Source organism: Acinetobacter sp. LipI_23, assembly GCF_058243045.1.
In genome coordinates this window covers 2324844-2350588 of record NZ_JBZAYJ010000001.1, presented here as the reverse complement: position 1 = coordinate 2350588, position 25745 = coordinate 2324844, and the positions used below count along the sequence as shown (strand labels likewise).

Sequence of the window (25745 nt, the reverse complement as noted above, 5' to 3'; positions counted from 1 at the left end):
CACAAAAATAAAAGCGGATACAGTCGAATGACTGACAAACTCAAAATTAACCCGTGAATTAACCCCCTATGGCATGCATACTGATTTTGCGCGTTGGGGCGTGCTGATGTTCAATAAACCCTGCTTTTTTATGCCATACCGCGTTCAGAATCTGGGCTTGTAATAAAGCGGGATCTTTTTGTTGAAGTAAATGACGCAGCGGTGTTCCCTTATTGGCAAATAAACAGGTAAAAAGCTCTCCCGTTGCAGTGATACGTAAACGGTTACAGCTTTGACAGAATGGTTTGCTGATGGTGGAAATAATGCCTAATGTGTACTGATCATTAAGCAGATAAATGGTTGCAGGGTCATGTTGTCTGGCTTGTTTCTGAATCTGAAAATGAGGCTTAAGAGTTTGGATAATGTCATCTTCAGTGATGACTTTTTGAGGCTGCCAGTGCTCAGGTTGATCTAAGGGCATATATTCAATAAAGCGTAATGCGATCTTCTGTTGATAAGCCCATTGAGTCAGTTCAAGCACTTCATGATCATTTTGTCCTGCGACTAAAACACAGTTCAATTTTATCGGCAGATTGGCTTGTTGAGCTGCTGCGATGCCTTCGAGCACTGGTGCTATCGGACGTTTAGTCATGTTCATAAACGTGTCTGCATGAATGCTATCGAGGCTGATATTAAGATCATCTAGTCCTGTTTCTTTTAGTGCTCGTGCATACTTGTTTAAATAGAACGCATTACTGGTCATGGAAATACGTTCTAAACCGTGTGGCTTGAGCCGATTCAAAGCATCAATAAAATTGACTACGCCTTGACGCATCAAAGGCTCTCCACCTGTTAAGCGAATGTGCCGAATGCCTAACTGACCATCATTTCACAAAAGGTTAAAAGCTCTTCAAAGCTTAAGATGTCTTTTTTGGCCAACCATTCCGGCCTATCGGGCATGCAATAACTACAACGAAAGTTACAACGATCTGTCAGTGAGATTCGGAGTTTATGTTTATGACGGCCAAATTGATCGATCAGTTGTGCTGACCTATGTTCTAAGCGTGTAGTCATCGAACCGTCCATAGTCGCTCCACCTCGTATTTACATACGATTTAGTTTTTATAAACGAGAGTATGAAATGTTTTATTTTAAAGATCAAAGGGAGTATTGAAGTCGCTTAGTTCATTCATTTTCAAAAAATGAGTTGGTGTTCCTCGAACACGATCCATCAAGTCTTTGCCTTTTGTAATAATTCATCTATTGAAATTGCATATCAAAAGGGTGATATTTTTGATCAGAAGTGTTTTTGGAATTTTGCCAAGAAACGTAGACATGATGAATAAGAAAAGAGCAATAAAAAAGGGATGAGCAATCCAAATCGCTTGCAAGAATGAGCAAAGCGAACAGTGAATTGATCATTGCAGAACTTTTTACCGAAGATAAATATTGAGGGCGGTGAGATGGAAAACACTGAAGATAAAAAGCATGACGATGAAGAAACCAGCTATGCACGAATAGAGCCTTATAACAATCCTGCGGGTGGTTGGGGCGCATTATTAAGTGTTGCAAGAAACTTGAAAAGACAGGAAGTTTTCAAAAAAGGTGCGATTACGCTTCTCAATATTAACCAACCCACGGGTTTTGACTGCCCAGGATGTGCATGGCCTGAAAAGAAAGATGCACATGCCTTTAACTTTTGTGAAAACGGTGCAAAAGCCGTTGCCTTTGAAGCCACTTCAAAACGTGTTACACCTGAATTTTTTGCGACCCATACGGTCAGTTGGCTGTCTAAACAAAGTGATTTCTTGCTTGAAGATTCAGGTCGTCTAACTGACCCAATGCGCTATGACAGCGCGACCGATAAATATGTGCCTATCTCGTGGGACGATGCTTTTGCCTTAATTGCAAAACATTTACATGCCTTGGATCATCCAGATCAAGCAGCATTTTATACTTCGGGTCGTGCAAGTAATGAAGCGGCATTTCTATATCAACTCTTTGTCCGTGCTTTTGGTACCAATAACTTCCCAGACTGTTCCAATATGTGCCATGAGACCACCAGTGTTGGCTTACGTGACTCAATTGGTTTGGGTAAGGGAACGGTGACTTTAGAAGATTTTGATATCGCCGATGAGATTTTCAGTTTTGGGCATAATCCGGGCACCAACCATCCGCGGATGTTGGGGACTTTACGTGAAGTTTCACGGCGTGGTGGCAATATCGTTGCCATTAATCCACTCAAAGAGCGTGGATTGGAGCGCTTCCAAGATCCGCAAGCAGCTGTTGAGATGATGACCAATGGCAGTACACCTATTAGTCGTTATTATTTCCAACCCAACGTGGGTGGCGATTATGCGCTCATGTTTGGGATGCTGAAACATTTACGTGAATGGGACATTCAAGCACTGGCAGCTGGGAAAAAGAGCGTTTTTGACCGATCTTTTATCGAAATGAATACGGTCGGTTTCGATGCCATGATGGAAGAAATAGATCGTACTGCATGGTCCGATATTCATGCACATACGGGACTTAGCCCTGAGCATTTAGAATCTTTAGCTAAAATGTATTTGGATGCCAAAACGGCCATTTTCTGTTGGGGTATGGGGATTACACAGCATCGACACGGGACTGCGAATGTACATATGCTCGCGAACTTAATGTTGGCAAGAGGGCATATTGGTCGTCCAGGGGCAGGTTTAGCTCCGATTCGTGGGCACAGTAATGTGCAAGGCGACCGAACTATGGGGATCAATGAACGACCAAGCCCAAAATTGCTGGATAGTCTGGACCGAGTATTCGGCATTAAGTCGCCACGTGAACATGGTTTTGGCGTGGTGGATACCATTAAGGCGATGTATGAAGGTGATGTAAAAGTTTTTATTGGTTTAGGTGGTAACTTTGCTGTTGCCACTCCAGATACACCGTATACACAAGAAGGCTTACGTCGTTGTGATTTAACAGTACAGATTGCAACCAAGCTGAATCGTAGCCATTTGGTTTGTGGTAAAGAGGCATTACTTTTACCCTGTTTGGGCCGTACCGAAGTTGATATGCAACAGCATGGGCCGCAGGCAGTCAGTGTTGAAGATTCCATGAGTAATGTACATCTTTCAGCAGGGCGTAATGAGCCTGCTTCTAAGAATCTACTTTCAGAGCCTGACATTGTGGCGCGTATGGCGGCAGCCGTCTTACCAGACAGTGATATCAAGTGGAAATGGTATGTAGAAAGTTATGACCGTATTCGCGATTCGATTGAAGATGTGTTTGATGAATTCCATGATTTCAATGCACGTGTCTATCAGCCGGGTGGCTTTCACTTAGAGCATCCAGCCAATCAGCATGTATGGAATACGCCTGCAGGCAAGGCACAGTTTTTAATTACGCCGTTGGCTGAAGTGTATGCCGATAAAGAGAATAAATACGCTGAACAATATACAGGGGCCAAAGTCTATACCCTAATGACCACACGCTCTCATGACCAATACAACACAACCTTGTATGGACTCGATGACCGTTATCGTGGGGTATTTGGTCAGCGCCGTGTCTTGTTTATGAATGCAGAAGATATCGCTGCGGCTGGTTTTGTTGCAGATCAATGGGTGGATATCGAAAGTATTTATTCGGATGGTGTTAAACGTGTGGTTCAAAGCTTCCGTATCGTACCGTATAACATTCCACGGGGTAGCCTTGCAGCCTATTATCCGGAGACCAATCCATTGGTTGCACTTAGTAGCCATGATAAATACGCCAAAATACCAGCTTCGAAAAGCGTGCCTGTGATTTTGCATGCAGGCCAAGCGCCTGAACATTTCAACTTGGCACAAGCGGTTGATCCTGAAGATGCCAATCAGATCGTGAATCGAGCAGGCTAGGTGATTCAATACTGAAATGGCACCTGATTTAGAGGTGTCATTTTTTTCATGATTGAAGGGTTTAGTGTTTAGGGAAGATTGGAAAATTATTATGGATATTCGAGCGTCTAAGTTGAGTTCTCTGGGGTATGAAGCTGTTGATATTCAGCGTTTAAGTGAAAATAGAGCTGTTGAACAATCTGATTTTGTAGTGCAAGAACACCCTATTGCCTTGGTTTATAATGGGATTTCCCATGCGGTAATGATGGCGACGCCAGCAGATATTGAAGTCTTTGCCAAAGGTTTTAGCTTGTCTGAAGGTATTTTGACGAGTTTGAAAGAGCTTTACTCTTTAGACATATACGAAACGGAATTTGGGATCCAAGTCGAAATGACGATTTCTACTCGGGCCTTTATGGCGCTCAAACAACATCGACGGATGATGGTTGGACGCACGGGTTGTGGGCTCTGTGGAATTGAAAGCTTGCAGCAGCTTCATTTGGATTTACCTCAAATTACCACAGCCCTTTGTGAGGGATGGTTGGCTCAAATTCCCCAAGCCATTGCTCAACTCAATACCCGACAGAAAATCACCCAAATGACGGGCGGTGCACATGCGGCTGCGTGGGTTGAAGCGGGAGAAATAGTGGCTTTATTTGAGGATGTAGGCCGACACAATGCTTTAGATAAACTATTGGGTTATATTGCAGAACATCATTATGATGTAAATCAAGGTTTTGTCGTGATGACCAGCCGCGCCAGTTATGAGTTGATTCGTAAGTGTGCTCAACTGAATATCGCCTTGCTGGCGTGTATTTCAGCTCCAACCAGTATGGCGATTAATATGGCAAAGCAGTCAGGTTTGACCTTAGCGAGTTTTTGCCGCGGTAATGGTTTTGTTTTATATACTTGATATTCAAAATTTTGCTGTATAAAAAGTAAAAGGTTTTTCTTTAGGTCATCTGCTTTGATGACCAGTCTTTATTTGAGTGAATGTATGCAGGACGTCAAATTAAAATTACAGCTCAGAATACTTCTTAATCAAGACATTGCCTTTGGGCCAGGTAAGGCCGAGTTATTGGAAGAAATTCGCCGTACAGGCTCAATTTCTCAAGCTGCAAAAAGTATGAATATGAGCTACCGCCGTGCATGGCAGTTGGTTGAAACCATGAATCATAGCTTTCAGTCAGGATTGGTCGAAACTCAAAAAGGTGGAACGCATGGGGGTGGGGCAAAACTCACAGACTTGGGCGAAAGTATTTTAAGTCAATTTAGACAGATGGAAATAAAAGTACGCGTTGCGATTGAGCAGGATTTTGAAGAAATAGCTCAACACCTGAAACAATAATCTATTCAGTTCAACTAGATGCTTCTCGTAGTAAGTCATTACATACACGAATAAGCTTCCTCTATTTGATAAAAGCTCTTATCTATTCACTCGATTGCAAGAGCAGTATCAGTCACGTGATTAGGATACAAACACTTTAACTTGAACGATAAATAATCTGTTTCTAGAATTGACGTTGCTTGTGTATCCATATATTTTTGAAAACATATCGATCAATTTATAACGCTTAAGGGGAATATGGTGCTGCTTAATTTTAAGAATAAGTGCATGCAATATGCGATGTTGTGTTGTGGTTTGACTCTTGGGGCACAGGTACATGCAGAGCAAGCCATTACTGTTTATGCAGCGGCCAGCTTGACCAATGCTATAGCAGATGTCGATGCAATGTTTGAACAACAAAAAAGAGTACGTGTGAAAACCTCTTACGCAGGATCGTCGACTTTGGCCAAGCAAATTGAAGCGGGTGCACCTGCGGATGTTTTTATTTCGGCAGATGAACAGTGGATGAATTATCTGCAAAATAAAAAGTTAATTGTGCCGAATAAACGTGTGAATTTATTGGGCAATCGTCTTGTATTGATTTCGCCAAAAGCTAAGCCCGTCAAAATAAAAATGGATAAAAGTTTTGATCCTTCTACCGCTTTTCAAGGCAAGCTTTGTACAGGTGACACCAAAAGTGTCCCAGTCGGAAAATATGGGAAACAGGCGCTGACCGCACTGGGATGGTGGTCAAAACTTGAACCAAGATTGGTTGAAACTGAAGATGTCAGAGCTGCGCTCAACTTTGTAGCACGTGGTGAATGTCAGCTTGGTATTGTCTATGCAACCGATGCTGCTATTAGTAAAGATGTCACTGTCGTTGGCGTTTTCCCTATCAGCAGCCATACCCCGATTGTTTATCCTTTAGGCCTTGTCAAGAATAATCCCGATGCGCTAGCTTTTTATCAGTTTGTACAAAGTAAACAAGCACATGCAGTCTTTAAAAAATATGGCTTTACCGTTTTATCTGCTGCTAAGTGATGATGTTTTCTTTAACGGCTGAAGAAATAGAGGTACTCAAGTTATCCTGCCAAGTGGCTGCAACCTGTTTGGCATTTAGCCTGATCCCTGCGTTGGTAGTGGGTTGGGTTTTGGCACGTAAAGAGTTTTTTGGCAAATCCTTATTTGAAACCTTTATTTTCTTACCTTTGGTGCTGCCGCCTGTGGTGCCGGGATATTTGCTGTTACAGGTTTTTGGAGGAAACGGAATACTGGGTAAGTATCTTGAGCCCTTTGGACTCAATTTTGCATTTAATTGGAAAGGCGCAGTTTTGGCCTCAGCAGTGATGGGCTTTCCACTCTTGGTTCAATCGATTCGTTTGGCCATAGAGCTGGTGGATCAACGGCTAGAAATGGCGGCGAAAACGCTCGGTGCTTCCTCCTTGGGCACTTTTTTTTATGTCACTTTGCCTTTAGCCAGCAGTGGCATATTGGTGGGGGCAATTTTATGTTTTTGTCGCAGTCTGGGCGAGTTTGGCGCAACTATTACCTTTGTCGGTAATATTGCAGGGGAGACCAGAACTTTGCCCTTGGCCATGTATAGCCTGATGCAGCAACCCGACACTGAACAGGCGGTCTGGCGACTGATTATTCTGTCATTAACTGTGGCATTTTTGGCTTTATGGTTTGCCCAGTGGTTTCATCGTTATCAGAAAAACAAACGGGGGCATTAAGACGATGATTGACTGTCATATTCAGTTAAATTTAGGCAAATTTAAACTCGATCAGACATTTTCATCTGAACATCCTGTCGTTGGTTTATTTGGAGCGTCAGGCTCAGGAAAAACCAGTATTTTGCATGCCATTGCAGGACTCAATATCCCAGAAAATGGCTGGATTAGAATCAATCATCAGACATGGTTCGATGCGAAAAATAAGATTAATTTAAATGTACAGCAACGTCATGTAGGTTTGGTTTTTCAGGATGCGCAACTGTTTCCACATATGACGGTGATGCAAAATTTATTGTTTGGCTATAAGCGCATTCGGCCTGAAAGCCGACGTTTTGATCCCGATTATATTATTGAACTGCTTAAACTTAATCATTTACTCAGTCGTATGCCGATGAAGCTTTCAGGTGGTGAAAAGCAGCGTGTTGCATTGGGTCGGGCACTGTTGTATTCGCCAAATTTATTATTATTAGATGAACCATTGTCTGCGTTAGACGCTGCACATAAACAGGAAATTCTTCCTTTTTTTCAAACCGTCCAACATGAAACCCATATCCCGATGTTGTATGTCAGCCATGATATGAATGAAATTAAGCAGCTGACCGAAGCAGTTTGGTTGCTTTAATTGAACACATTTCAGCTTCAACTTTTAAAGAGAGAACGAATAAAAACAGAAAAAGGCTTCTGTATCAGCTTAGGATTATTCGGTGCCATTTTTATAAACAGACGGCGCTTGGCCTGTCCAGCGTTTAAATGCCCGACGAAATTCACGTACTTCACTAAAACCTAAAGCTTGGCTAATGTCCCCAATGGAGAGATTATTTTCAAGCATCTGTTTCGCTTTTCGTTCTAATACGGTTTGTCGAATTTGCTGAAAACTAATACCTTCTAGCAATAAGTAGCGTCGAAGATGACGCTCACTCATTTGTAAATAGTCTGATGCGAGTTGCATAGGCTTTGTTGCACAAAGATTTGAAATGCAAAGCACCCCTAATTGAGCCAAATTTAAGGCGTAACTTGGGTAAGTGGTCGACCTAATTCCGTAAATCTGTTAAGGACTGCTACACGTGCATGGATCTCATTCACTTGGCTATCAAAACTCCTTGCACTGAGTTTATCTCCTAATAATTTGATGCAATGCATCTTAGTTTCAACCAAACTTCGCCGATGATAGCCTGACCATTTTTTCCATAGTGTCCTGCCTAAACGTTTAATTGTTCGAAGTAATTCATTTCGCTCTAGCGAGCTACTCTTTGTATCTTTCCATGGTTTCGCATTTTTTCTAGGTGGAATCACCGCATGCCCTTGCCGATCTGCAATGACCTGACGGCATTGCTTGGTGTCATAAGCTCCATCGGTATAAACAGAGTCAATCCGCTCATCTTGTGGAATCTGATTAAGTAAATCACCAAGCACCTGTGAATCACTGACATTATTGGTTGTAAGCTGAACTGCTCGTATTTGTAGGGTTTTAGCATCTATACCAATATGAAGTTTACGCCATTGGCGACGATATTCAGGTCCATGTTTCTTGCGTTTCCATTCGCCCTCACCTAGAAACTTCATGCCTGTAGAGTCCATGAGTAGATGCAGCCCATCGCTACTTTTTTGGTAGCTGATTACAATATCAATATGCTTTTGTCTTCTACAAAGCGTGGTGTAATCTGGAGCTATCCAATTTAATCCGCAAAGTTTAATCAGACTTTGCACAAAGCCAGTAACCATACGTAAAGACAGACGAAATAAGGATTTAATCATTAAGCAGCATTGGATGGCTGCGTCGGAGTAGGTTTGATTTCGCCCTTGTTTGCCTTTTGATGGCGCATACCATTGCGTAGCAGGATCAAACCAAATGGCAATATTTCCGCGACTCATGAGTGCTCGGTTATATGCGGGCCAATTGGTTGTGCGGTAGATTTTGTGTGTAGGCTTCTTCATTTGAAAATTATATCGCTAAAAAAGCCTTTACAGATAGGTTTGTGCAACAAAGCCGTTTTTTGAGTCTATGCTTCAATCCAATTATCTTTAATTTCTTGGGCATCTTTGCTTAACATGACCTGATCCTCTCGAATTTCTCTTACCCATGCACTTGAGATAATATGGTGTTTCCCATCGCCATGTTTGGTGAGTTTGATCTCGTTACCTTCTATGTGGTCAACATCTCCAATCTTCGTTCCACATACGGCAATTACACTAGAATGTTCTTTAATGTCTGAAATATTAATCGTGGTCATGATATACCTCTATCTTATTCATCGAACAAAAACGAAGATTTACCCTAACCTAATTTATCCTATTCATGAGCTTTTGAAATACAACACTAACATATTATGTCTTAAAATTTACGAAGTATAAAAATTGTCAGTCTGTGTTTTATTCATAGAGTGCTAAGTTGATTAAATTATGCTGGTGTTATTTTTTTTTCAATTCAGCCAGCATCTATTTACTGAATTTCCAGCATTATTATAGTGAATGAATTTTGCATAATTACCTACGGCTATTGCATTATCAGGAATATCTTTGGTGACCACACTACCTGCACCGATGGTGGCATTATTGCCAATTTTAACATGGTCGATAATACAGACATTTGGGCCAATATATACATTGTCGCCAATTACAGCAGTCTGACGACCGCCATTGGCATCAATCGTTGTAAATTGTTATAGGTTGACATTGTTTCCAATCACAGTCGTTGGATTGACAATCAAAGGTCCCCCATGACCGATGAACAAGCCATAGTCAACTTTTGTGGTGCAGTGGATATCGATCCCGTATTTTTTCTTCTTATAATAAAAAATAGGGTAGGCCAGTTTGCCGATCCATGATTTTGAAGTCGAAAGACGTAACCAAACGCTAAAGTTAAAACCACGATTAAACAAATAAGTTTTGAGGAATGAACTTAGTTTTGTATTTATAAATGACTCAAAATCAATTGAACTAACATGGAAAAGAACTCATAGGTTGAATGCGCGATTTTACTTGATTTGACGCTGAGATGTTATCTCGATTTTGCCTTTCAGTATGGTCTCTTATTTTTAAAAAATATCAATTGGCTTTTATTTGTACAGTTGTTTCGAAATGTCATAGGCTCTTGTCGAGAGCAAAAAATGTTTTTATATTGTACTTACAGTAGGTCGATAACTAAGACGCTACGATGTAGTTGGACGGATCAATGACAGCTCGTTGAGTTTGAAACGAAGTGTTCAAACAATAAATCAGCACTAGCCTTCCAACATAGAAAAGCTCGCAGCAATGCGAGCTTTTTTTATGTGAAAAAATATGACTATGTATCTCGGTTGTTAAGCATATTTGATTTAAGTTTATGATTTATAGTTATGATTTTGAAAATATTTATATAAATTAACATTGCGATAAATTCTAACAACTCTAAGGGCAGTATTGGAAAAAACTTGTGCTATAAGATTAAACAGAGCTAAAAAAAGAAAAGGAAAATGACCATGACTCAGCTTGTAGATGTAAAGGTAAAAGACCAATACAGCCAAACGTATAATGTAAAGGCCCGGTTAAGGCAAGTACCTGAAAACTCCGAAGCAGAACGTTTGGATTTGTTTAAACGAATTGAACATATCGTTGTTGATGGTGAAGTGATTCTGCCTAGTATTGAACTGTTATTTGAAAGTCGGCAAACGGAAAATATATACCGAGTTGTTGATTAACACTTTTGAAAAAAAAGCTCATGTTTACATGGGCTTTTTTATGGGCGATAAATGTCGAGTTAAGTTATCCCATTGCAGTATAAGAGATAAATTTTTTTGAGCGACTATTTTTAACGTCATAAAATAAAATCAGGATATCACTTCACACATAGTTATTATTTATCAAGCTGTTTGATAAATGGTTCGAGTAACCATTGTGCCAAAGTCTGAAAAGTCGATGAAAGACATTAGGATTTTTTGCCTGAATAATAAAACAATAGATTGCTAATCAAACTCGTAGTCTTTAAATCTTAACTAAGACCGAAAAAGACTCAATTATCCATTGAATTTATTTCTTTAAGCTGCTTGCAAACGCAACAGTGAATGATTGATCTGTTGTAAGTGTTGATTGAGTGCTGTGGGTTCTATTCGACTTTCCTGTAACGTCGTAATCCATTGCATTTGGCAGCGTTTGAGACTGTGTAAGTCTGTCGCCGATTGAATTTGAAGAATGAGTTGTTTTGCCATTAAGCCACAATAACGTTGTAATAAGCTCATCATCAAATCGCGTGTTTCTTCAAAGCTATAAGCTTTAAGTGGTGGGGCTGGGCTTTGTGTAGGAGCGGGTGGTGCAGGAGTCTGCGCTTTGCTGTCTAAATCTATTGGATTGACGCTATTTTGACTATTTTCTAGTAGTGAGGCAGGTGGTTGAGATTCGGATAGAGGCTCTATTGGGCTAGAGACGTGAGCTGTTTGTGTGGAATGAATTAAACCCAATTCAATTAATTGTCCGAGGATTTCAGGCGTTGCGATGCGTTGTTTGAACTGGTCAGCCAATTGTTCAAAATCTTCTGTACCAATTAAAACCAATAGTCGTCTTTGACGCGCATTGAGTGGGATATGACGTTGTTGTAAAGCATCTAAACCCAATGCTGTCTTTTGATAATGATTCATACCTTAATTTACTCCCCCGAACAAATAAATTAAGGCTGAACATACAGGGTGAAAATTACAACAATATTAAGAATTTATGACAATACATTTTAGAGCGTTTTAATGCTCGTATTTTCTAAAGCTTTTCGTAAGTAAGGATCGAGTTCATCTTGACGCATTAACCACTGAATATAGTCAGCAGGGAGTTCAGCAATCGCTGTGCCGCGATGCTTGCCAAAATTAATGACACGCGGAATACGAGCATCTTCAGAGACAGCAAATAATTGCTCCATGCTGTTTATTTTTAATTGATGAACCACATGCATTAAAATATTGGCCGTTAAAATAATATCCATATCGGCACGATGAGCTTTTTTAATCATTTCACGGGCTTTTTCACTGCCTTTTGAAATCATATAAATGAGTGCCGAAATATTGTTCGCTTCAGCATCAGGCCAGACCAAACGTGCAAGGGCGAGTGTACAAATCGCTTTAATATGAGAAGTATCGACACCACATTTTTCGATAGCCCGAATATCATAATCAATATTATGACCAATGATGTACTGTGTTTCAGCAGGTAGTTTAAAGGTCGTATAGTGAGGCTTCCCAACGAGGTCTGACTCTAAAATATGATGCACAGCCATCGCTGCGAATGAGATTGGTTCATCGACGGTATAGAGCTGATCAAATACTTGGCTTTTGTCTAGGCTTAATTTGCCATTTGTAATTTCAATCGGTGCATATGCAATCTCAATGGGTTGACCATTTAGGGTATGGGTTTCTGTGTCGAGAATAATGGCTTGCATGTGCATATCCGAAAATTAAAAGCTGAATAAATTTATCATTTTCAAGACTATCAAGACAGCCTATGACTGCCAGATTTGTGGTTTATTCGCTGATTTTGTGCAGTGATGTTGTTTAAATCATCTGGTGAACCTAGGTGATTAGAGATCAGACTTTATTGAGCAAGGAAAAAGTTGGAAGTTACTTGTTGATTTATTTAGGCAGATTACAAGGAAAATTTTTGCTTAAAATTAAAATAATTCTTTGGGATTCGGTTCAAACAAAGACTAGAGAAGAGCTTAATGCCTGAATTCAGTTGTGGGATCAGGATTTATTTTAAGTTCCAATGACCAGTTTTTATAACAATGGTAAGTGCTCACTTGCAGACAATGTTCACTTTGTATCATTCTCGTAACTGGTCTTGCCATGTGTCATTTTGAGGCGTAAATCATTAATGTATTCAAGTGATTTGAATCGTTACAACAAGAAAAAATGTCATTAAGGAATTTTAAGATGAAAAAACATATATTGGCCGTGTTCGTCAGTAGTTCTGTGCTTGTTTTAACAGCCTGTGGAGGAGGGGATGGCGATTCAACTTCTGTTATCGTAGATGATGGGGTGCCTAAAAATAATATTGTTAATCCAGTGGTTAGAGTCGAGGCTTATACAGATGTAGATATTAATGCTAATGTTGTGTTGGATAGTGTTAGTAGTTCTAAAACATTGATGACCTATTTAATGCGTGGGGTCAATGGAAGTGAAACGCAAGCAACAGCTTTAGTCTTTAAACCAAAAGGGCCAATGCCAGCAGGCGGTTGGCCGATCGTTGCATGGGCACATGGAACTACAGGTGTTGCTGATCAATGTGCCCCGAGTCAGCAAGGTTTAGGTGGAAACGAATTCTTAATTGCAAAGTTACTTGTAGCAGGTTATGCCGTGGTTGCTCCAGATTATGAAGGCTTAGGTGAACCTGGAGGTCGTGAGTTACATCCATTTTTAAATCTGAAAAGTGAGGCTTATTCGATCACAGATGCAGTTGTTGCCGCGAGTAAAAATTTGGGGAATACAACGGAGAAGCGCTGGACTGTTATTGGTCATTCTCAAGGGGGACATGCCGCATTAGGTGCTGCTGAGAATGCATCAAGAGCACAGCTCGATTACAAAGGCGCTATTGCCATTGCACCAGCATCCAACCTGAGTTTAATCCTCGCAGGTGGTGAGCAGCAAGCTGCTACGGAAACGGATCTAACGAAAAAAATTAATATTCTTGCGCCATTAGATACTTTTACTGCTTTAATTACAGCAGGATTAAGAAATCCTTACCCAGCATTACGCTATAGTGAAGTCTTTGAAATTCCAACAGATGATATTGCGAGACAAGCTGAGTCTCTATGTTATACGCTATTAGGAGGTACTTTTCGTGCCCCAATGGTCGATTACGCAGACATTTTTGGAACAATAGAGGGATATCCACGTACCCAAACTGGGTTTATGACCAATATTCCGGAAGTGAAAGATTTTCTAGCAAATGGTTCTCAGCCTTTGAAAAAGAAGATAAGTACTCCAATCATTATTTATCAAGGATCATTTGATGAGACTGTGCCTAGAAAGGTTACGGATTTTTTAGTGAATACTGCACCAGCAGGGACAGTCATTACTTACAAAAATGATGGATTACTTGCTCCAGTTGATAAATGGAATCATACGACTGTTTATACTCGTAATTTGGATAATTTTGTGACCGATGTAAAAACTCTCATGCCAATTCAGTAATTTGCTTTGACTCAAATCGCTCAAGGAGTTCTGCTTCATGAGCGATTTTTTATTTAAAACTGCGTAAAGTTCGTTCTCGAAATTTATAAACTTCATGCTACAATACGCGCCAATCTTAGCACGGCTTAAAAGCCCTAATTTCATAGGACCTCGCTAATGTTTGCCAATATCTCAATTGCTGAATTTGATCCAGAAATCGCGCAAGCAATCACAAATGAAGATGCTCGCCAAGAAGCGCACATCGAACTGATTGCTTCTGAAAACTATTGCTCTCCAGCAGTAATGGAAGCACAAGGTTCAAAACTTACAAACAAATATGCTGAAGGCTACCCAGGCAAACGCTACTACGGCGGTTGTGAATATGTAGACGTGATTGAACAATTAGCGATTGACCGTGCTAAAGAACTTTTCGGTGCAGATTACGCAAACGTTCAACCACATGCAGGTTCACAAGCAAACTCTGCTGTTTACTTAGCGCTTCTTAACCCGGGCGACACTGTTTTGGGTATGAGTTTGGCTCACGGTGGTCACTTGACTCACGGTGCTAAAGTAAGTTTTTCTGGTAAAACATATAACGCAATTCAGTACGGTTTAAACCCTGAAACTGGCGAAATTGATTACGAAGAAGTTGAACGTTTAGCAATTGAGCACAAGCCACGTATGATCGTAGCTGGTTTCTCTGCTTATAGCCAAATTGTAGATTGGCAGCGTTTCCGTGACATCGCGGATAAAGTTGGCGCTTACCTATTTGTAGATATGGCTCACGTTGCTGGTCTAGTTGCTGCTGGTGTTTACCCAAGCCCAGTTCAGATTGCTGACGTAACAACAACCACTACACACAAAACACTTCGTGGCCCACGTTCAGGTTTAATCCTTGCAAAAGCAAACGAAGAAATTGAGAAAAAATTACAATCAGCTGTATTCCCTGGTAACCAAGGCGGTCCATTGGTTCATGCGGTAGCGGCTAAAGCAATTTGCTTTAAAGAAGCAATGGCTCCTGAATACAAAGTTTACCAACAACAAGTAGTGAAGAACGCTCAAGCAATGGCTGAAGTTCTCATTGGTCGTGGTTATGACATCGTTTCTGGCGGTACAGAAAACCACTTGTTCTTGTTATCTCTTATTAAGCAAGATGTAACAGGTAAAGAAGCAGATGCATGGTTAGGTGCAGCTCACATTACTGTGAACAAAAATGCAGTACCAAATGACCCACGCTCACCATTTGTGACTTCTGGTATCCGTATTGGTACACCAGCTGTGACGACTCGTGGTTTCGGCGAAGCTGAAGTGCGTGAACTTGCTGGCTGGATCGCTGATATCCTAGACAGCAAAGGTGACGAAGCTGTGATTAACGCTGTTAAAGCGAAAGTTGAAGCTGTTTGTGCGAAATTTCCTGTTTACGCAAACTAAGTTCTGACTTGAGAAAGCCCCCTCAAGGGGGCTTTTTTTATAGCATTAAAAAATCAAAATCAGTTGAAATATAATTTAGACTGCATTTCTGATATAACAGAAGTTATAGGCTAATAAATTATTTTTAATAAGAATTTTATTCATACCGTATTCAAATAGGAATGCAGCACATGGCAAACCCAGCAATTATCATTTCTGAGCAGGATCTTCATCGTTTAGAAACGATGTTAGAACATCAGCCTAAACTTACACCGACCATGCAGTTGCTTGAAGAAGAATTGGCACGCGCCGATGTTGTTGCTCCACAAGATATGCCTGCCAATGTGGTAACGATGAATGCAAAAGTTTTACTGACTATTGCACCATCTACAGAAGCATCTGAAATTACCTTGGTTTATCCGCATGATTTTAAAGGCGAGAAGGGACAGGTCAATGTTGTAGCCCCTATTGGTGCAGCAATTCTTGGCTTAGCTGAAGGTCAAGAAATTGAATGGCCACAGCCAGACGGGCAAATGATGAAAGTCAAAATTGAAAAAGTGGTTTATCAACCTGAGCGTGAAGGCAATTATTTATAATATCGAAACACCCCATTTTAAAGCCATGTTGATCATGGCTTTTTTATGATTTCAAATATGCGTTTTGTTTCATAAAGGATTGTAACTCCATAGAAGATAAAAACAGAGTATGTATTGATTGGATCTTTTACTTCTACTCAATAGGTTTGGGTCTAGTATGAATAGAGTACTGAATAACTGATATAACCTTCATGATAATTTTTACGGCACAAAAGATGTCACAGCATTTTTGCAAAAATCTACATGTTATGTGACATAAAAGCTGTACTATAAAAATGATTTTATTCAATTTCTTTATTGGGTTAAAGCGCTATGGCACAAATTGACGTTCTTGTTCCTTTAAGGGATATACCAGTCAATTCAGATGAACTTTTAAGTATCCAGCGTAATGATTTGGTTCCTTTGCTGAACGATCAATATCGTCTCAATCATTATGCAGATGGTGTCATTCAAGCGCAGTCTGTGCTGTTAAATGGAGTGGACCCGCAGCTCACTTTACAGTTGAGTCAGACCATTGAGCAACTGATCCAGTCACTGGCTGACTCAAAAAAATACCTGAAGAAGCGCAAATTTAATGGGCTACAAAAGTGGCTCGGAATTGATATTGAATATGGTTCAACCCAAGTTGAATACTATAAAAAACTGGATCAGCTGTTGGATCGAGCCAATCATCTCAGCCAAAAATTACAAATTGAAATTCAAAAGTCACAGGCGCGCTATCAGCAGTTAACAGGCTTACGTGAGCAAATGGCCAAATATATATCTGCGGCTGAAGCATTTTTAATGGAATATCCTAAATTTGTGAAGAATGCACATCCTTTAGATAATTTTGCAGAACGTTTATCCAAGAAAATAAACAGCTTGCAGACTTTGCAAAGCAGTAATGATATTGCGATTACGCAAATGCAGTTGTCACAGCAGCTTTCATTGAGTTTGTTAGACCGATATAAAGAGGCACAGCAGGTTTTGATCCCGGCATGGCAATATCATGTCAAACAATCGCAGCAATCAAGCTCGACAATTGAACTAGAAAAGCTCGATAATAGCCGTGAAAAATTGATTCATACCTTAAAAAAATCACTACAGAAACCAACACTTTAAGAAATAGATTAGGTGAATTATGACCAACTCAGAACAAAACAGTCTTGTGGTAGAGCCAACCACCGAAGTGATTGAACATAAGTTTCAACAGTTAAATTTGCAAGAAATTGGCTTGCAACAAGATGACTTCAATGCGGTCTTGGCAGCACGGAAAGAGTTGGCAGAAATCAACCATAACGCCGTAGCGGAGTATGGTAAAAATATTGCGACACAAACCTCAGGATATACCGATGAGTTGTTAAATTTGGTTCAAAATAAGGACTTGGATGAAACTGGGCAAAAGCTAAATCAGGTGGTACAAGTTGCACAACAACTGAATACCTCAAGTATCTTAAATAAAAAGAAAAATTCAGGTTTCTTCGGTGGCTTGATAAGCAAAATTAAAGGCGCAAAGAATAATATTGATATGCACTTTAATACCACCAAAGAACAGATTGATACTTTAGTGAAAGAAATTGAAAAATCACAGTCTGGTTTAAAAGCACGTGTTGATACGCTAGATCGGATGTTTCATGGTGTGCAAAGTGAATATAAACAGCTCGGTGTGTATATCGCAGCGGGTAAGTTGAAACAGGATGAAATTCAGCAGGAAATCTCAACACTGACTGCACAGGGGCAAGACCAAACCACGACACAGAGAGTTTACGACCTCAATCATTTAGCCAATAATTTGGAAAAACGTGTGAGTGATTTGCAGGTTTTACAACAATCAGCCATGCAAACATTACCGATGATTCGTATTATCCAGTCTAATAATTTGATGTTGGTCGATAAGTTTTATGCGATTAAAAACATTACATTGCCTGCATGGAAAAACCAAATTAGTTTGGCGATTTCTTTAAATGAGCAGACGAATAGTGTGCAGTTGGCCAATACCATTGATGATGCGACCAATGACTTGTTGAAGCGCAATGCTGATTTGTTACATCAAAACTCAGTAGATACAGCAAAAGCCAATCAACGTTCAGTGATTGATATTGAGACGCTTGAACATGTACAAAACACCCTCATTAAAACAGTAAATGATGTGATTCAAATACAAAAGGAAGGTATGCAGAAACGTGCTGAAGCAACCACACGGTTGCGTAGTTTGCAGGACAATTTGAATCAATTGGTTTTAGATTCAAGTTCTAATCGTACGACACCATCTTAATGCCGAGGTGGATGGTCAATAGAGGAGAAGCGTTTGCCTTCCTTAGATGAGTATGTTGTTCAGCCTCAGCACATTGAACAAGGCGTGGTTGCACTTAAACAACGTCAACGTAAACTGAGTTTATGGTGTATGTTGAGTGCTGCCTTGTTTATTGCCTCCAGCATTAGTTATTTTCTACAACCTGATTTTGTCTATAGCTTTTTTGGGCTGAGCACTGAAATACAGCAACTGCATATGCCCATGAGTGTCGATGAAAATCTCGCATCACTAGGACATCAGCCAGATTATTTTCTGAATTTGCTGTCGTGGTTTGGTTGGCTTGTGCTCAAGATCATGGTGTCTTTTATTGGGGCATTCATACTGGTGCACTATACACGGAAAATTCATTTTTTCTATGTACGTTTTCAGTCTTTTATACTGAAGTTTGTGGCATGGCTGATTGCCTTTATTCTGCTTTGGTCAGGACTGACTTATGTGCAATATGATTTAAAAGATGATGAAAGCGAGGCTTTTCAGCAAATCGTACACTACGATAAAAACATTCAGCAAAGTGAAATAGCACAGTATTTGCAGCAGTCGCAAATTCAAATGCCTGTAAAACATTATTTGCTTGCGCAGACGGCATTGTTACACCAACCTGTCGATAAAAATGCAGCCATTCCGCATGTGCTTGCTCTGGTCCAAGCAGAAAAAACCGATTCACATTTTATTGAATATGGGTTTAAGCCTGAACAGTTATGGACGATGCAGCATCAACTCTATGGCAAAACACTCACGCCGATGGCTGCAAGTGTAGAAAAGCAAGTTCAGCAAGCAGCGCAGTTCACTAAGGTCATGCAATTCTTCTCACTTATCTTGATGTTACTGATGGCAGTGCTAAGTCTTTTGTTGTTTGGTTTGACACGTCAGTTAAAGGCCAGAACGCTAAGAATTGAACAGCGGATGCAGAGTGAATCTTAAGCTTTGACTTCGTAAAAAGTCCTGCGGGGTAGTGGGACTTTTTATGATGAATATCTTTAAATCTATAAAACCGATTATTAAAATAAAAACAAACTGTTTTATCTATTTCTAGATTTGCTCTATGATTCTTCTATCAAATAAATTTATAGACTGCTTTGGAGAGCTTAACAATGTTAGATCAAAATACTTCAGCTCAATTAAAAACACTTCTTGAACGCCTAGAAGGTCCGATTGAATTGGTTGCGACTTTGAATGGTTCTGAGAAATCAGACAAAATCAAAGAATTGGTTGAAGAAGTTGCAGCACTGTCTCCACTGGTGACTGCACGTTTTGATGGTCAAAACTCACGTGCACCTAGCTTTGGTGTGGCAAAAGCCGGTGAAGAGCCGCGTGTCTTCTTTGCGGGTTTGCCGATGGGACATGAGTTTACCTCTTTGATTTTGGCATTGTTACAAACCTCAGGTTATGCACCCAAAGTATCAGATGAAGTTTTAGCTTCAATCAAAGGTTTAGGTATCCAGTCTGACTTTGACGTCTTTGTCTCTTTAAGCTGTCATAACTGTCCAGACGTGGTGCAAGCGTTGAACCTGATTGCTATTTACAACCCAGGCACGACAGCAACTATGATTGATGGTGCATTCTTCCAAGATGAAGTTGAAGAACGCAAAATCATGGCTGTACCGATGGTGTTCCAAGACAATAACCATATCGGTCAAGGCCGTATGACCTTGGAAGAAATTATTGCCAAACTGGATACCAATTCAGCAGTCAAAGAAGCTGAAAAACTCAATGCCAAAGATGCTTTTGATGTTTTAGTGATTGGTGGTGGCCCTGCGGGAAATACCTCTGCCATCTACGCAGCACGTAAAGGTATTAAAACAGGGATCGTGGCTGAACGGATGGGTGGTCAAGTCATGGATACCATGGACATTGAAAACTATACCTCGATTCAAAAGACTCAAGGGCCGAAGTTTGCTGCTGAAATGGAAGCACATGTACGTGAGTACGGTGTAGACATCATGAACTTACAACGTGTCTCTAACATCAAAGGTGCAGATGAGACAGCGAATGGCTTGGTTGAAGTCACTTTAGAAAATGGTGCAAAGCTTGAATCTAAAACAGTAATCCTTTCAACAGGGGCACGTTGGAGAGAAATGAATGTGCCGGGCGAAGCAGAATACCGTACTCGTGGTGTTGCCTACTGCCCACACTGTGATGGTCCACTGTTTAAAGGCAAACGTGTTGCAGTGATTGGTGGGGGGAACTCAGGTGTCGAAGCCGCGATTGATCTTGCTGGGATTGTTGAACATGTGACCTTGGTAGAGTTTGATACCAAATTACGTGCAGACCAAGTGTTGCAAGATAAGTTACATAGCTTGCCTAATACCACAGTGATCCTGAATGCACTCTCAACTGAAGTTGTGGGTGATGGTTCACAAGTAACAGCATTGAAATATAAAGACCGTACAACCGATGTAGAACATACGGTTGAGCTTGCAGGAATCTTTGTGCAAATTGGTTTATTGCCAAACACCGATTTCCTCAAAGAAACAGCGGTTGAGCTTTCAAATCGTGGTGAGATTGTGATTAATGATCGCAATGAAACCAATGTCAAAGGTGTATTTGCCGCAGGTGACTGTACGACTGTGCCTTACAAGCAAATCATCATTGCCACAGGTGAAGGCGCGAAAGCAGCTCTGTCTGCTTTTGATTATATTATTCGTTCTGGGCTGTAAGTGTGAAATGAAAAAGCCAACGCTCTCCCAAAATATACGTTGGCTTTTCCCCTTTATGCTGTATTGTTGATCTTTGGTTTTACCCTTGATAGGAACTGAGTCGCTAACAGCTCAGTTCCTTTTTTTTTCGTTTAAAGCAAATATCTTGTACAAAGAAAAAGCCAAAGTGCTCCCCAGTCACTTTGGCTTTTTCATTTAGTTTTTGTTTATTGTTATTCTTTGCCCAGTTTTTGTTTTGAAACTCTGAGTGTGGTCAGTACTCGGTTTCTTTTCTACTTTCCCCAAGGTTAGACGCTAAATAAGTTCAATCCTTTAAATTTTTCTAACAGTTGTTGTTGTGTTTCAACGTATTCTGGATGTGGCTCGATACAGGCAATTGGGCAAACATCGACACAGGTTTGGGTATCATAAAAACCAACACACTCGGTGCAGCGGTTGACGTCTATTTCATAAATTTTATCACCTTCAAAAATAGCGGTATTGGGACATTCAGGAAGACACATATCACAGTTAATACAAGCATCCGTTATTTGTAGTGCCATAGCATTATCCCCAGTCAGCTTGTAACATAAGCCAATGCAGGCGCTGAAATGTCAGTGCTTGAATGCGGTAAGTTACGAATGAGCAGGGCATAGCGCATGTCTACATCAGCAGGAACGGGTATTTCAACCACATGTCCTGAGCCTTTCGCTTCAAGTATTGGATTGCCTTTTTTATCGAGGATTTCTGTTAGTTTAAATATGATGTTGCCTGAAGTGGTCATGAGTTCGAGCACATCGCCCACTACAAAACGGTTTTTGACATCGACTTTCAAATAATCGCCATTGCGTTCCAAAATTTCACCGCAGTATTGTTGATGGTCAAAACTGGATGAACCATTTTCATAGTTTTGATATTCGCTATGCACGTGGCGGCGTAAAAAACCTTCGGTATAACCACGGTTGGCCAGACCTTCGAGTTGTGTCATGAGTGAGGAATCGAAAGGTTTACCTGCGAGCGCATCATCTATGGCTTTGCGATAAATTTGTGCTGTACGGGCACAGTAAAAATAAGACTTGGTGCGTCCTTCAATTTTTAAAGAATGAATCCCCATTTGGGTTAAGCGCTCAACATGTTGCACCGCGCGTAAGTCTTTTGAGTTCATAAAGTAAGTACCATGTTCGTCTTCTTCAGCAGCAAACATGTCTTCATCATGACGTTGTAGTAATACGGGTTCATCAAACTGATGCTGTGCTTGCATATGCAGTTCATCAGCATTAGAGCTTGAACAGCAGTTGGAGCCTGTATTCAGATTTTGGACTGGGATCACATCGCCATTTTCATCTTGCTGAGTCTCGTGTACTTTGTATTCCCAACGGCATGCATTGGTACATGCCCCCTGATTGGCATCACGTTTATTCATATAGCCGGAAAGCATACAACGTCCAGAGTACGCCATGCATAGCGCACCATGCACAAAAACTTCAATTTCCATGTCTGGTACTTGTTGCTTAATTTCTTCAATTTCATCAATAGATAATTCACGGGACAAAATGACCCGAGTCAGTCCCATGTTCTTCCAAAACTTCACAGTAGCCCAGTTAATGGCATTGGCTTGAACCGAAAGATGCACATCCATGTCTGGAAAATGTTCGCGTACCATCATAATCAGGCCTGGATCCGACATGATCAGGGCATCGGGTTGCATTGCAACCACAGGTGTGAGGTCACGAATAAAGTTTTTGAGTTTTGAGTTATGTGGTTGAATGTTGACGACCACATAAAACTTTTTACCTAAGTCATGCGCTTCTTGAATGCCGATAGCCAGATTGTCATGGTCAAATTCATTATTGCGCACACGTAAACTGTAACGAGGTTGTCCGGCATAGACTGCATCTGCACCATAGGCAAATGCATAACGCATATTTTTAAGCGAACCTGCAGGAGAAAGAAGTTCAGTAACGTGATGAATGCTCATGATTAAACTAAGGCATAGAAAAAATATGGGTTTATTGTAGGGCTTTAAAAAATAGATTCAACCTAGTAAACAACTCGGAATTTAAACGGTTATAGACGCGAAAATTACATGTTCAAATGCTGGATGTGAGTGCTCCATTATAAATGTTTGAATATATGGTTTTATGTGGCTAAGGATAAAAATGAATTTAAATCCCCTTGTTTTATAAAGTAAAAGATCTGTTATATAAAACTTATTCGAGGTTCTAATCATCAAAAAATTGGAGTTCTTTGCGGCCTTTTATCCGAAATAATTAGGGATCATTTTTATTAGATTTGAGGTTAGGCTAGATTTTTTATTTCTGAAATTATTAAAAAATTAAAGAAAATAAGGATAAAAATCCTGCATTGCCCACGAATGGTTTGAGTAAATAGGTAGCAAAACTGAGTAATACCCATATTCTAAATTCTGCGTTGATGTGTTTTATACATCTAGCCCTGCTTCAAGATGTCTTAAAATTTGACAATCATCAATGGTTGATTGAGTTGAGCAAGACTGCCGAAGCTGTTGTAGCTGTATCTGAAATTTTTGCAATTCAATGATTTTTTGTTCGACTTGTTTTAAATGCTCATCGATCAGTTGATTGACAGCACTACAGTCTTGTTGAGGTTTTTGTTCCAGTTCAATCAGGTATTCAATTTCTTTGAGTGAGATATCCAGCGCGCGGCAACGTTTAATAAAGATGAGTCGTTTAAGTGCATTATCTTGATAATAGCGATAATTATTGTCCCCGCGAAAAGAAGGTTCTAATAAATGCTTTTTTTCATAGAAACGAATGGTATCGGCACTTAATCCTGTTTTATGGACTAAGTCTTTCATCAAATAAATAGCAGATGAGTTTTGTTGATTCATTTTGCTTGACCTTAGAGCGACTCCATAGTTTTTAATCATAATAGAAAATGATTACGTCTGAATAGAGGTTGTGTATATGGCATGTTCTTCTTGCAGTTGTGCACCTGCACCGCAAAAGCCAAATAGTAAGTTTAGAACGGCATTGTGGATAGCCTTATTGATCAATTTAGCTATGTTCGTGGTGGAGCTCATTGGTGGGGCTTATGCGCATTCGTCATCTTTATGGGCCGATTCTTTAGATTTCTTTGGTGATGCAGTCAACTATGGTATTTCCCTAGCGGTGCTTGGTGCGAGCTTGTATTGGCGGGCGACAGTGGCATTGCTTAAAGGTATAACCATGGCGCTGTTTGGCTTAGTCGTGATAGGTAAAGTGATTTATGCCTATGTTTTGGGAATTCCGCCTGAAGCCATGACCATGGGGGTGATTGGTGTGATTGCTTTGCTTGCGAATGTGGTTTGTGCCGTCATTTTATATGCCTTTAGAGAAGGTGACTCTAATATGCAATCGGTCTGGCTTTGTAGCCGAAATGATGCGATTGGGAATGTGGCGGTTATTTTTGCTGCAATAGGTGTGTTTGGTACAGGCAGTTTGTGGCCAGACATAATCGTGGCAGGAATTATGGCGACTTTAGGTATGACGGCGGGTTATCAAGTGGTGAGCAAAGCGTTATCTGAGCGCAAAAAAAGTATATTAGAAAATTCGACTGCACAATAAAAGTGAGAGTGCTTCTACGGTTTAATTCTAGATTTAATACTACTGCTGGAAATTAATGCTTGGCATTCATAAGATGTGAATTCACTCCATATTCAAGAGTTGGATACGTGAGTGTACAAGGACGTTTAGCTACTGAGGTGAATTAATGAGTTCGTAAACTCATCTTGCTCCAAAAGTTATTCCATAGACTTAAATATTCAGTTTGAAGTTGCTGGAAATACAGAGCCTGTTCAGGTTTATAGCATTGTGTGAATAGCACCCAAACGTCGTCTTCATGATTGTCATCGTTAGCAAGGGTTGTATCACATGTTTCTGCAAGGCCATGACATGCATAGTATCCTTGGGTAAATAAAGGATCATAGGCTGCGAGATTAGTTCTGAGTGCTTCACTAAACTTAATCACTTGTAATTCAGTACAAGCCAAAATGAGCAGCAAGTCTGCATAAGAATGAATATGTTCTTGAATAAATTGTGCGATTGCAAATGCTTCAGGCTCGGTCTGTTTTTGATCGGTGACATTGAGTTCAAGTTGCTGCATCAGTTGAAGGAAATAGACCAAATGCGATTTAGAGGGTGAGCTTTTCTCAAGTTGATGGGTATTAAAACCCAATTCATCTAGAAGATTTAGTGACAACAAATAACGTGCATATATCTTGGCTGCAATGCGGTCTTGCTCCACGATATTACTGTCGTGCTCAAGTTGCAGTGCTTGATACATAGCCATACTCAAAGCATCAGTGAAAATTTTGACAATGGCGGTAAAATAATTCAGATGAATAAATTTCAGCTGTTCAAGGCTCAGTTGGCATTGATGCAGCCGTGTCAGTATCGGATGTTGAAATAAAATATGTTCGGCTGTCGTTTGTTTCAAGCGGATGATCGCTTGAGTATTGGTTGCCCATGACGCTGAGCTTAAGGATCGTTCAATAAAGCGCAAAACTTCTGCGCGGGTATGTTCAGACTGGGTGAAGGAGAGAGCATTCATATACGAAGTAAATTTTAATTGTCATCATTTTTATCATAGTGAAAAAGATCCGACTCTTCTAGTGTTTTATTTATTTTAAAAACTATATATTTCAAATGGTTATTTTAATATTGATATTGTTTCTTATAAAAAAACGGTGTTGATCTAAATTTGATATATAATATCGTCTTCAATCGATGTATTTCGTTTTCATGTGCTGTTCTTTTGGGTTAATGGCTTAA

General features: G+C 40.2%; 23 protein-coding genes and 3 pseudogenes. 15 read left to right on the top strand and 11 right to left on the bottom strand.

Features of this window, described 5'->3' with window-relative positions:
• Positions 1-58 precede the first annotated feature (58 nt).
• Positions 59-1065, bottom strand: a pseudogene (gene moaA / locus AC4CVD_RS11530) (GTP 3',8-cyclase MoaA).
• A gap of 377 nt (positions 1066-1442) precedes the next feature.
• On the opposite strand from moaA, the gene AC4CVD_RS11525 reads away from it, so the two are divergent.
• From AC4CVD_RS11525 to AC4CVD_RS11500, 6 genes are all read left to right on the top strand, one after another.
• Positions 1443-3854: an FdhF/YdeP family oxidoreductase gene (locus AC4CVD_RS11525; protein ID WP_490753139.1), complete on the top strand. Its 2412-nt coding sequence runs from the start codon at positions 1443-1445 to the stop codon at positions 3852-3854.
• 91 nt (positions 3855-3945) lie between these two features.
• Entirely contained in the window at positions 3946-4746 is an 801-nt protein-coding gene (fdhD, locus tag AC4CVD_RS11520) for a formate dehydrogenase accessory sulfurtransferase FdhD (RefSeq protein ID WP_490753138.1), read from the top strand.
• 84 nt (positions 4747-4830) lie between these two features.
• The gene (locus AC4CVD_RS11515; protein ID WP_490753137.1) at positions 4831-5181 is read left to right on the top strand and encodes a winged helix-turn-helix domain-containing protein; all 351 of its coding nucleotides are present in this window, start codon (positions 4831-4833) and stop codon (positions 5179-5181) included.
• A gap of 267 nt (positions 5182-5448) precedes the next feature.
• Complete coding sequence (gene modA, locus AC4CVD_RS11510; protein WP_339399648.1) at positions 5449-6201, top strand: molybdate ABC transporter substrate-binding protein; 753 nt, start codon at positions 5449-5451, stop codon at positions 6199-6201.
• A complete protein-coding gene (gene modB / locus AC4CVD_RS11505; RefSeq protein WP_490753136.1) occupies positions 6201-6893 on the top strand; it encodes a molybdate ABC transporter permease subunit in 693 nt (230 codons plus the stop codon). The genes modA and modB overlap by 1 nt, the downstream gene beginning before the upstream one ends.
• A 4-nt stretch (positions 6894-6897) precedes the next feature.
• Positions 6898-7515, top strand: a complete 618-nt coding sequence (locus AC4CVD_RS11500) for an ATP-binding cassette domain-containing protein (protein WP_490753135.1) — start codon at positions 6898-6900, stop codon at positions 7513-7515.
• Positions 7516-7590: 75 nt separating this feature from the next.
• On the opposite strand, the pseudogene AC4CVD_RS11495 reads toward AC4CVD_RS11500, so the two are convergent.
• The 4 genes and pseudogenes from AC4CVD_RS11495 to AC4CVD_RS11480 all read right to left on the bottom strand — a co-directional run.
• A pseudogene (locus tag AC4CVD_RS11495) lies at positions 7591-7821 on the bottom strand (helix-turn-helix transcriptional regulator); the annotation flags it as partial.
• Between the two features lie 74 nt (positions 7822-7895).
• Positions 7896-8828, bottom strand: a complete 933-nt coding sequence (locus AC4CVD_RS11490) for an IS5 family transposase (RefSeq protein WP_081405714.1) — start codon at positions 8826-8828, stop codon at positions 7896-7898.
• Positions 8829-8893: 65 nt separating this feature from the next.
• A complete protein-coding gene (locus AC4CVD_RS11485; RefSeq protein ID WP_078389470.1) occupies positions 8894-9124 on the bottom strand; it encodes a DUF2171 domain-containing protein in 231 nt (76 codons plus the stop codon).
• 189 nt (positions 9125-9313) lie between these two features.
• Positions 9314-9826, bottom strand: a pseudogene (locus tag AC4CVD_RS11480) (serine acetyltransferase).
• 525 nt (positions 9827-10351) lie between these two features.
• On the opposite strand from AC4CVD_RS11480, the gene AC4CVD_RS11475 reads away from it, so the two are divergent.
• On the top strand, positions 10352-10570 hold the full coding sequence (locus AC4CVD_RS11475) for a hypothetical protein (protein WP_201951975.1): 219 nt from the start codon (positions 10352-10354) through the stop codon (positions 10568-10570).
• A gap of 336 nt (positions 10571-10906) precedes the next feature.
• Here the strand turns inward: AC4CVD_RS11475 and AC4CVD_RS11470 are convergent, their stop codons facing one another.
• Entirely contained in the window at positions 10907-11503 is a 597-nt protein-coding gene (locus AC4CVD_RS11470) for a hypothetical protein (RefSeq protein ID WP_114837798.1), read from the bottom strand.
• 89 nt (positions 11504-11592) lie between these two features.
• Positions 11593-12291, bottom strand: coding sequence for an exonuclease domain-containing protein (locus AC4CVD_RS11465; protein WP_114837799.1), 699 nt, complete (start codon positions 12289-12291; stop codon positions 11593-11595).
• A gap of 490 nt (positions 12292-12781) precedes the next feature.
• Here AC4CVD_RS11465 and AC4CVD_RS11460 point away from each other — a divergent pair, with 490 nt between their 5' ends.
• From AC4CVD_RS11460 to ahpF, 7 genes are all read left to right on the top strand, one after another.
• Positions 12782-14041 (top strand): alpha/beta hydrolase, encoded by a 1260-nt coding sequence (locus tag AC4CVD_RS11460; RefSeq protein WP_078389474.1) that lies wholly within the window; start codon positions 12782-12784, stop codon positions 14039-14041.
• 156 nt (positions 14042-14197) lie between these two features.
• A complete protein-coding gene (gene glyA, locus AC4CVD_RS11455) occupies positions 14198-15451 on the top strand; it encodes a serine hydroxymethyltransferase (RefSeq protein ID WP_490753134.1) in 1254 nt (417 codons plus the stop codon).
• 170 nt (positions 15452-15621) lie between these two features.
• On the top strand, positions 15622-16026 hold the full coding sequence (rnk, locus tag AC4CVD_RS11450) for a nucleoside diphosphate kinase regulator (RefSeq protein WP_005400535.1): 405 nt from the start codon (positions 15622-15624) through the stop codon (positions 16024-16026).
• Between the two features lie 312 nt (positions 16027-16338).
• Positions 16339-17127 carry a tellurium resistance protein gene (locus tag AC4CVD_RS11445; RefSeq protein WP_205667766.1) on the top strand — a complete coding sequence of 263 codons (789 nt, stop codon included), beginning with the start codon at positions 16339-16341 and terminating at the stop codon, positions 17125-17127.
• A gap of 19 nt (positions 17128-17146) precedes the next feature.
• Positions 17147-18280 (top strand): toxic anion resistance protein, encoded by a 1134-nt coding sequence (locus AC4CVD_RS11440; protein WP_004696049.1) that lies wholly within the window; start codon positions 17147-17149, stop codon positions 18278-18280.
• 33 nt (positions 18281-18313) lie between these two features.
• Positions 18314-19240: a hypothetical protein gene (locus AC4CVD_RS11435; RefSeq protein WP_078426580.1), complete on the top strand. Its 927-nt coding sequence runs from the start codon at positions 18314-18316 to the stop codon at positions 19238-19240.
• A gap of 170 nt (positions 19241-19410) precedes the next feature.
• Positions 19411-20976, top strand: coding sequence for an alkyl hydroperoxide reductase subunit F (gene ahpF, locus AC4CVD_RS11430; protein ID WP_490753133.1), 1566 nt, complete (start codon positions 19411-19413; stop codon positions 20974-20976).
• 287 nt (positions 20977-21263) lie between these two features.
• On the opposite strand, the gene AC4CVD_RS11425 is transcribed toward ahpF, so the two are convergent.
• The 3 genes from AC4CVD_RS11425 to AC4CVD_RS11415 form a co-directional block, all read right to left on the bottom strand.
• Positions 21264-21518, bottom strand: a complete 255-nt coding sequence (locus AC4CVD_RS11425; RefSeq protein WP_078389479.1) for a YfhL family 4Fe-4S dicluster ferredoxin — start codon at positions 21516-21518, stop codon at positions 21264-21266.
• 14 nt (positions 21519-21532) lie between these two features.
• Positions 21533-22933 carry a prephenate-dependent tRNA uridine(34) hydroxylase TrhP gene (gene trhP, locus AC4CVD_RS11420; protein ID WP_078389480.1) on the bottom strand — a complete coding sequence of 467 codons (1401 nt, stop codon included), beginning with the start codon at positions 22931-22933 and terminating at the stop codon, positions 21533-21535.
• Positions 22934-23395: 462 nt separating this feature from the next.
• Entirely contained in the window at positions 23396-23824 is a 429-nt protein-coding gene (locus AC4CVD_RS11415; RefSeq protein ID WP_005400541.1) for a Cd(II)/Pb(II)-responsive transcriptional regulator, read from the bottom strand.
• 76 nt (positions 23825-23900) lie between these two features.
• Here AC4CVD_RS11415 and AC4CVD_RS11410 point away from each other — a divergent pair, with 76 nt between their 5' ends.
• Positions 23901-24539 carry a cation efflux transmembrane domain-containing protein gene (locus tag AC4CVD_RS11410; protein WP_039890057.1) on the top strand — a complete coding sequence of 213 codons (639 nt, stop codon included), beginning with the start codon at positions 23901-23903 and terminating at the stop codon, positions 24537-24539.
• Between the two features lie 142 nt (positions 24540-24681).
• Here AC4CVD_RS11410 and AC4CVD_RS11405 read toward each other — a convergent pair whose 3' ends face one another.
• Positions 24682-25524: a hypothetical protein gene (locus AC4CVD_RS11405; RefSeq protein WP_005400543.1), complete on the bottom strand. Its 843-nt coding sequence runs from the start codon at positions 25522-25524 to the stop codon at positions 24682-24684.
• Between the last annotated feature and the right edge of the window lie 221 nt (positions 25525-25745).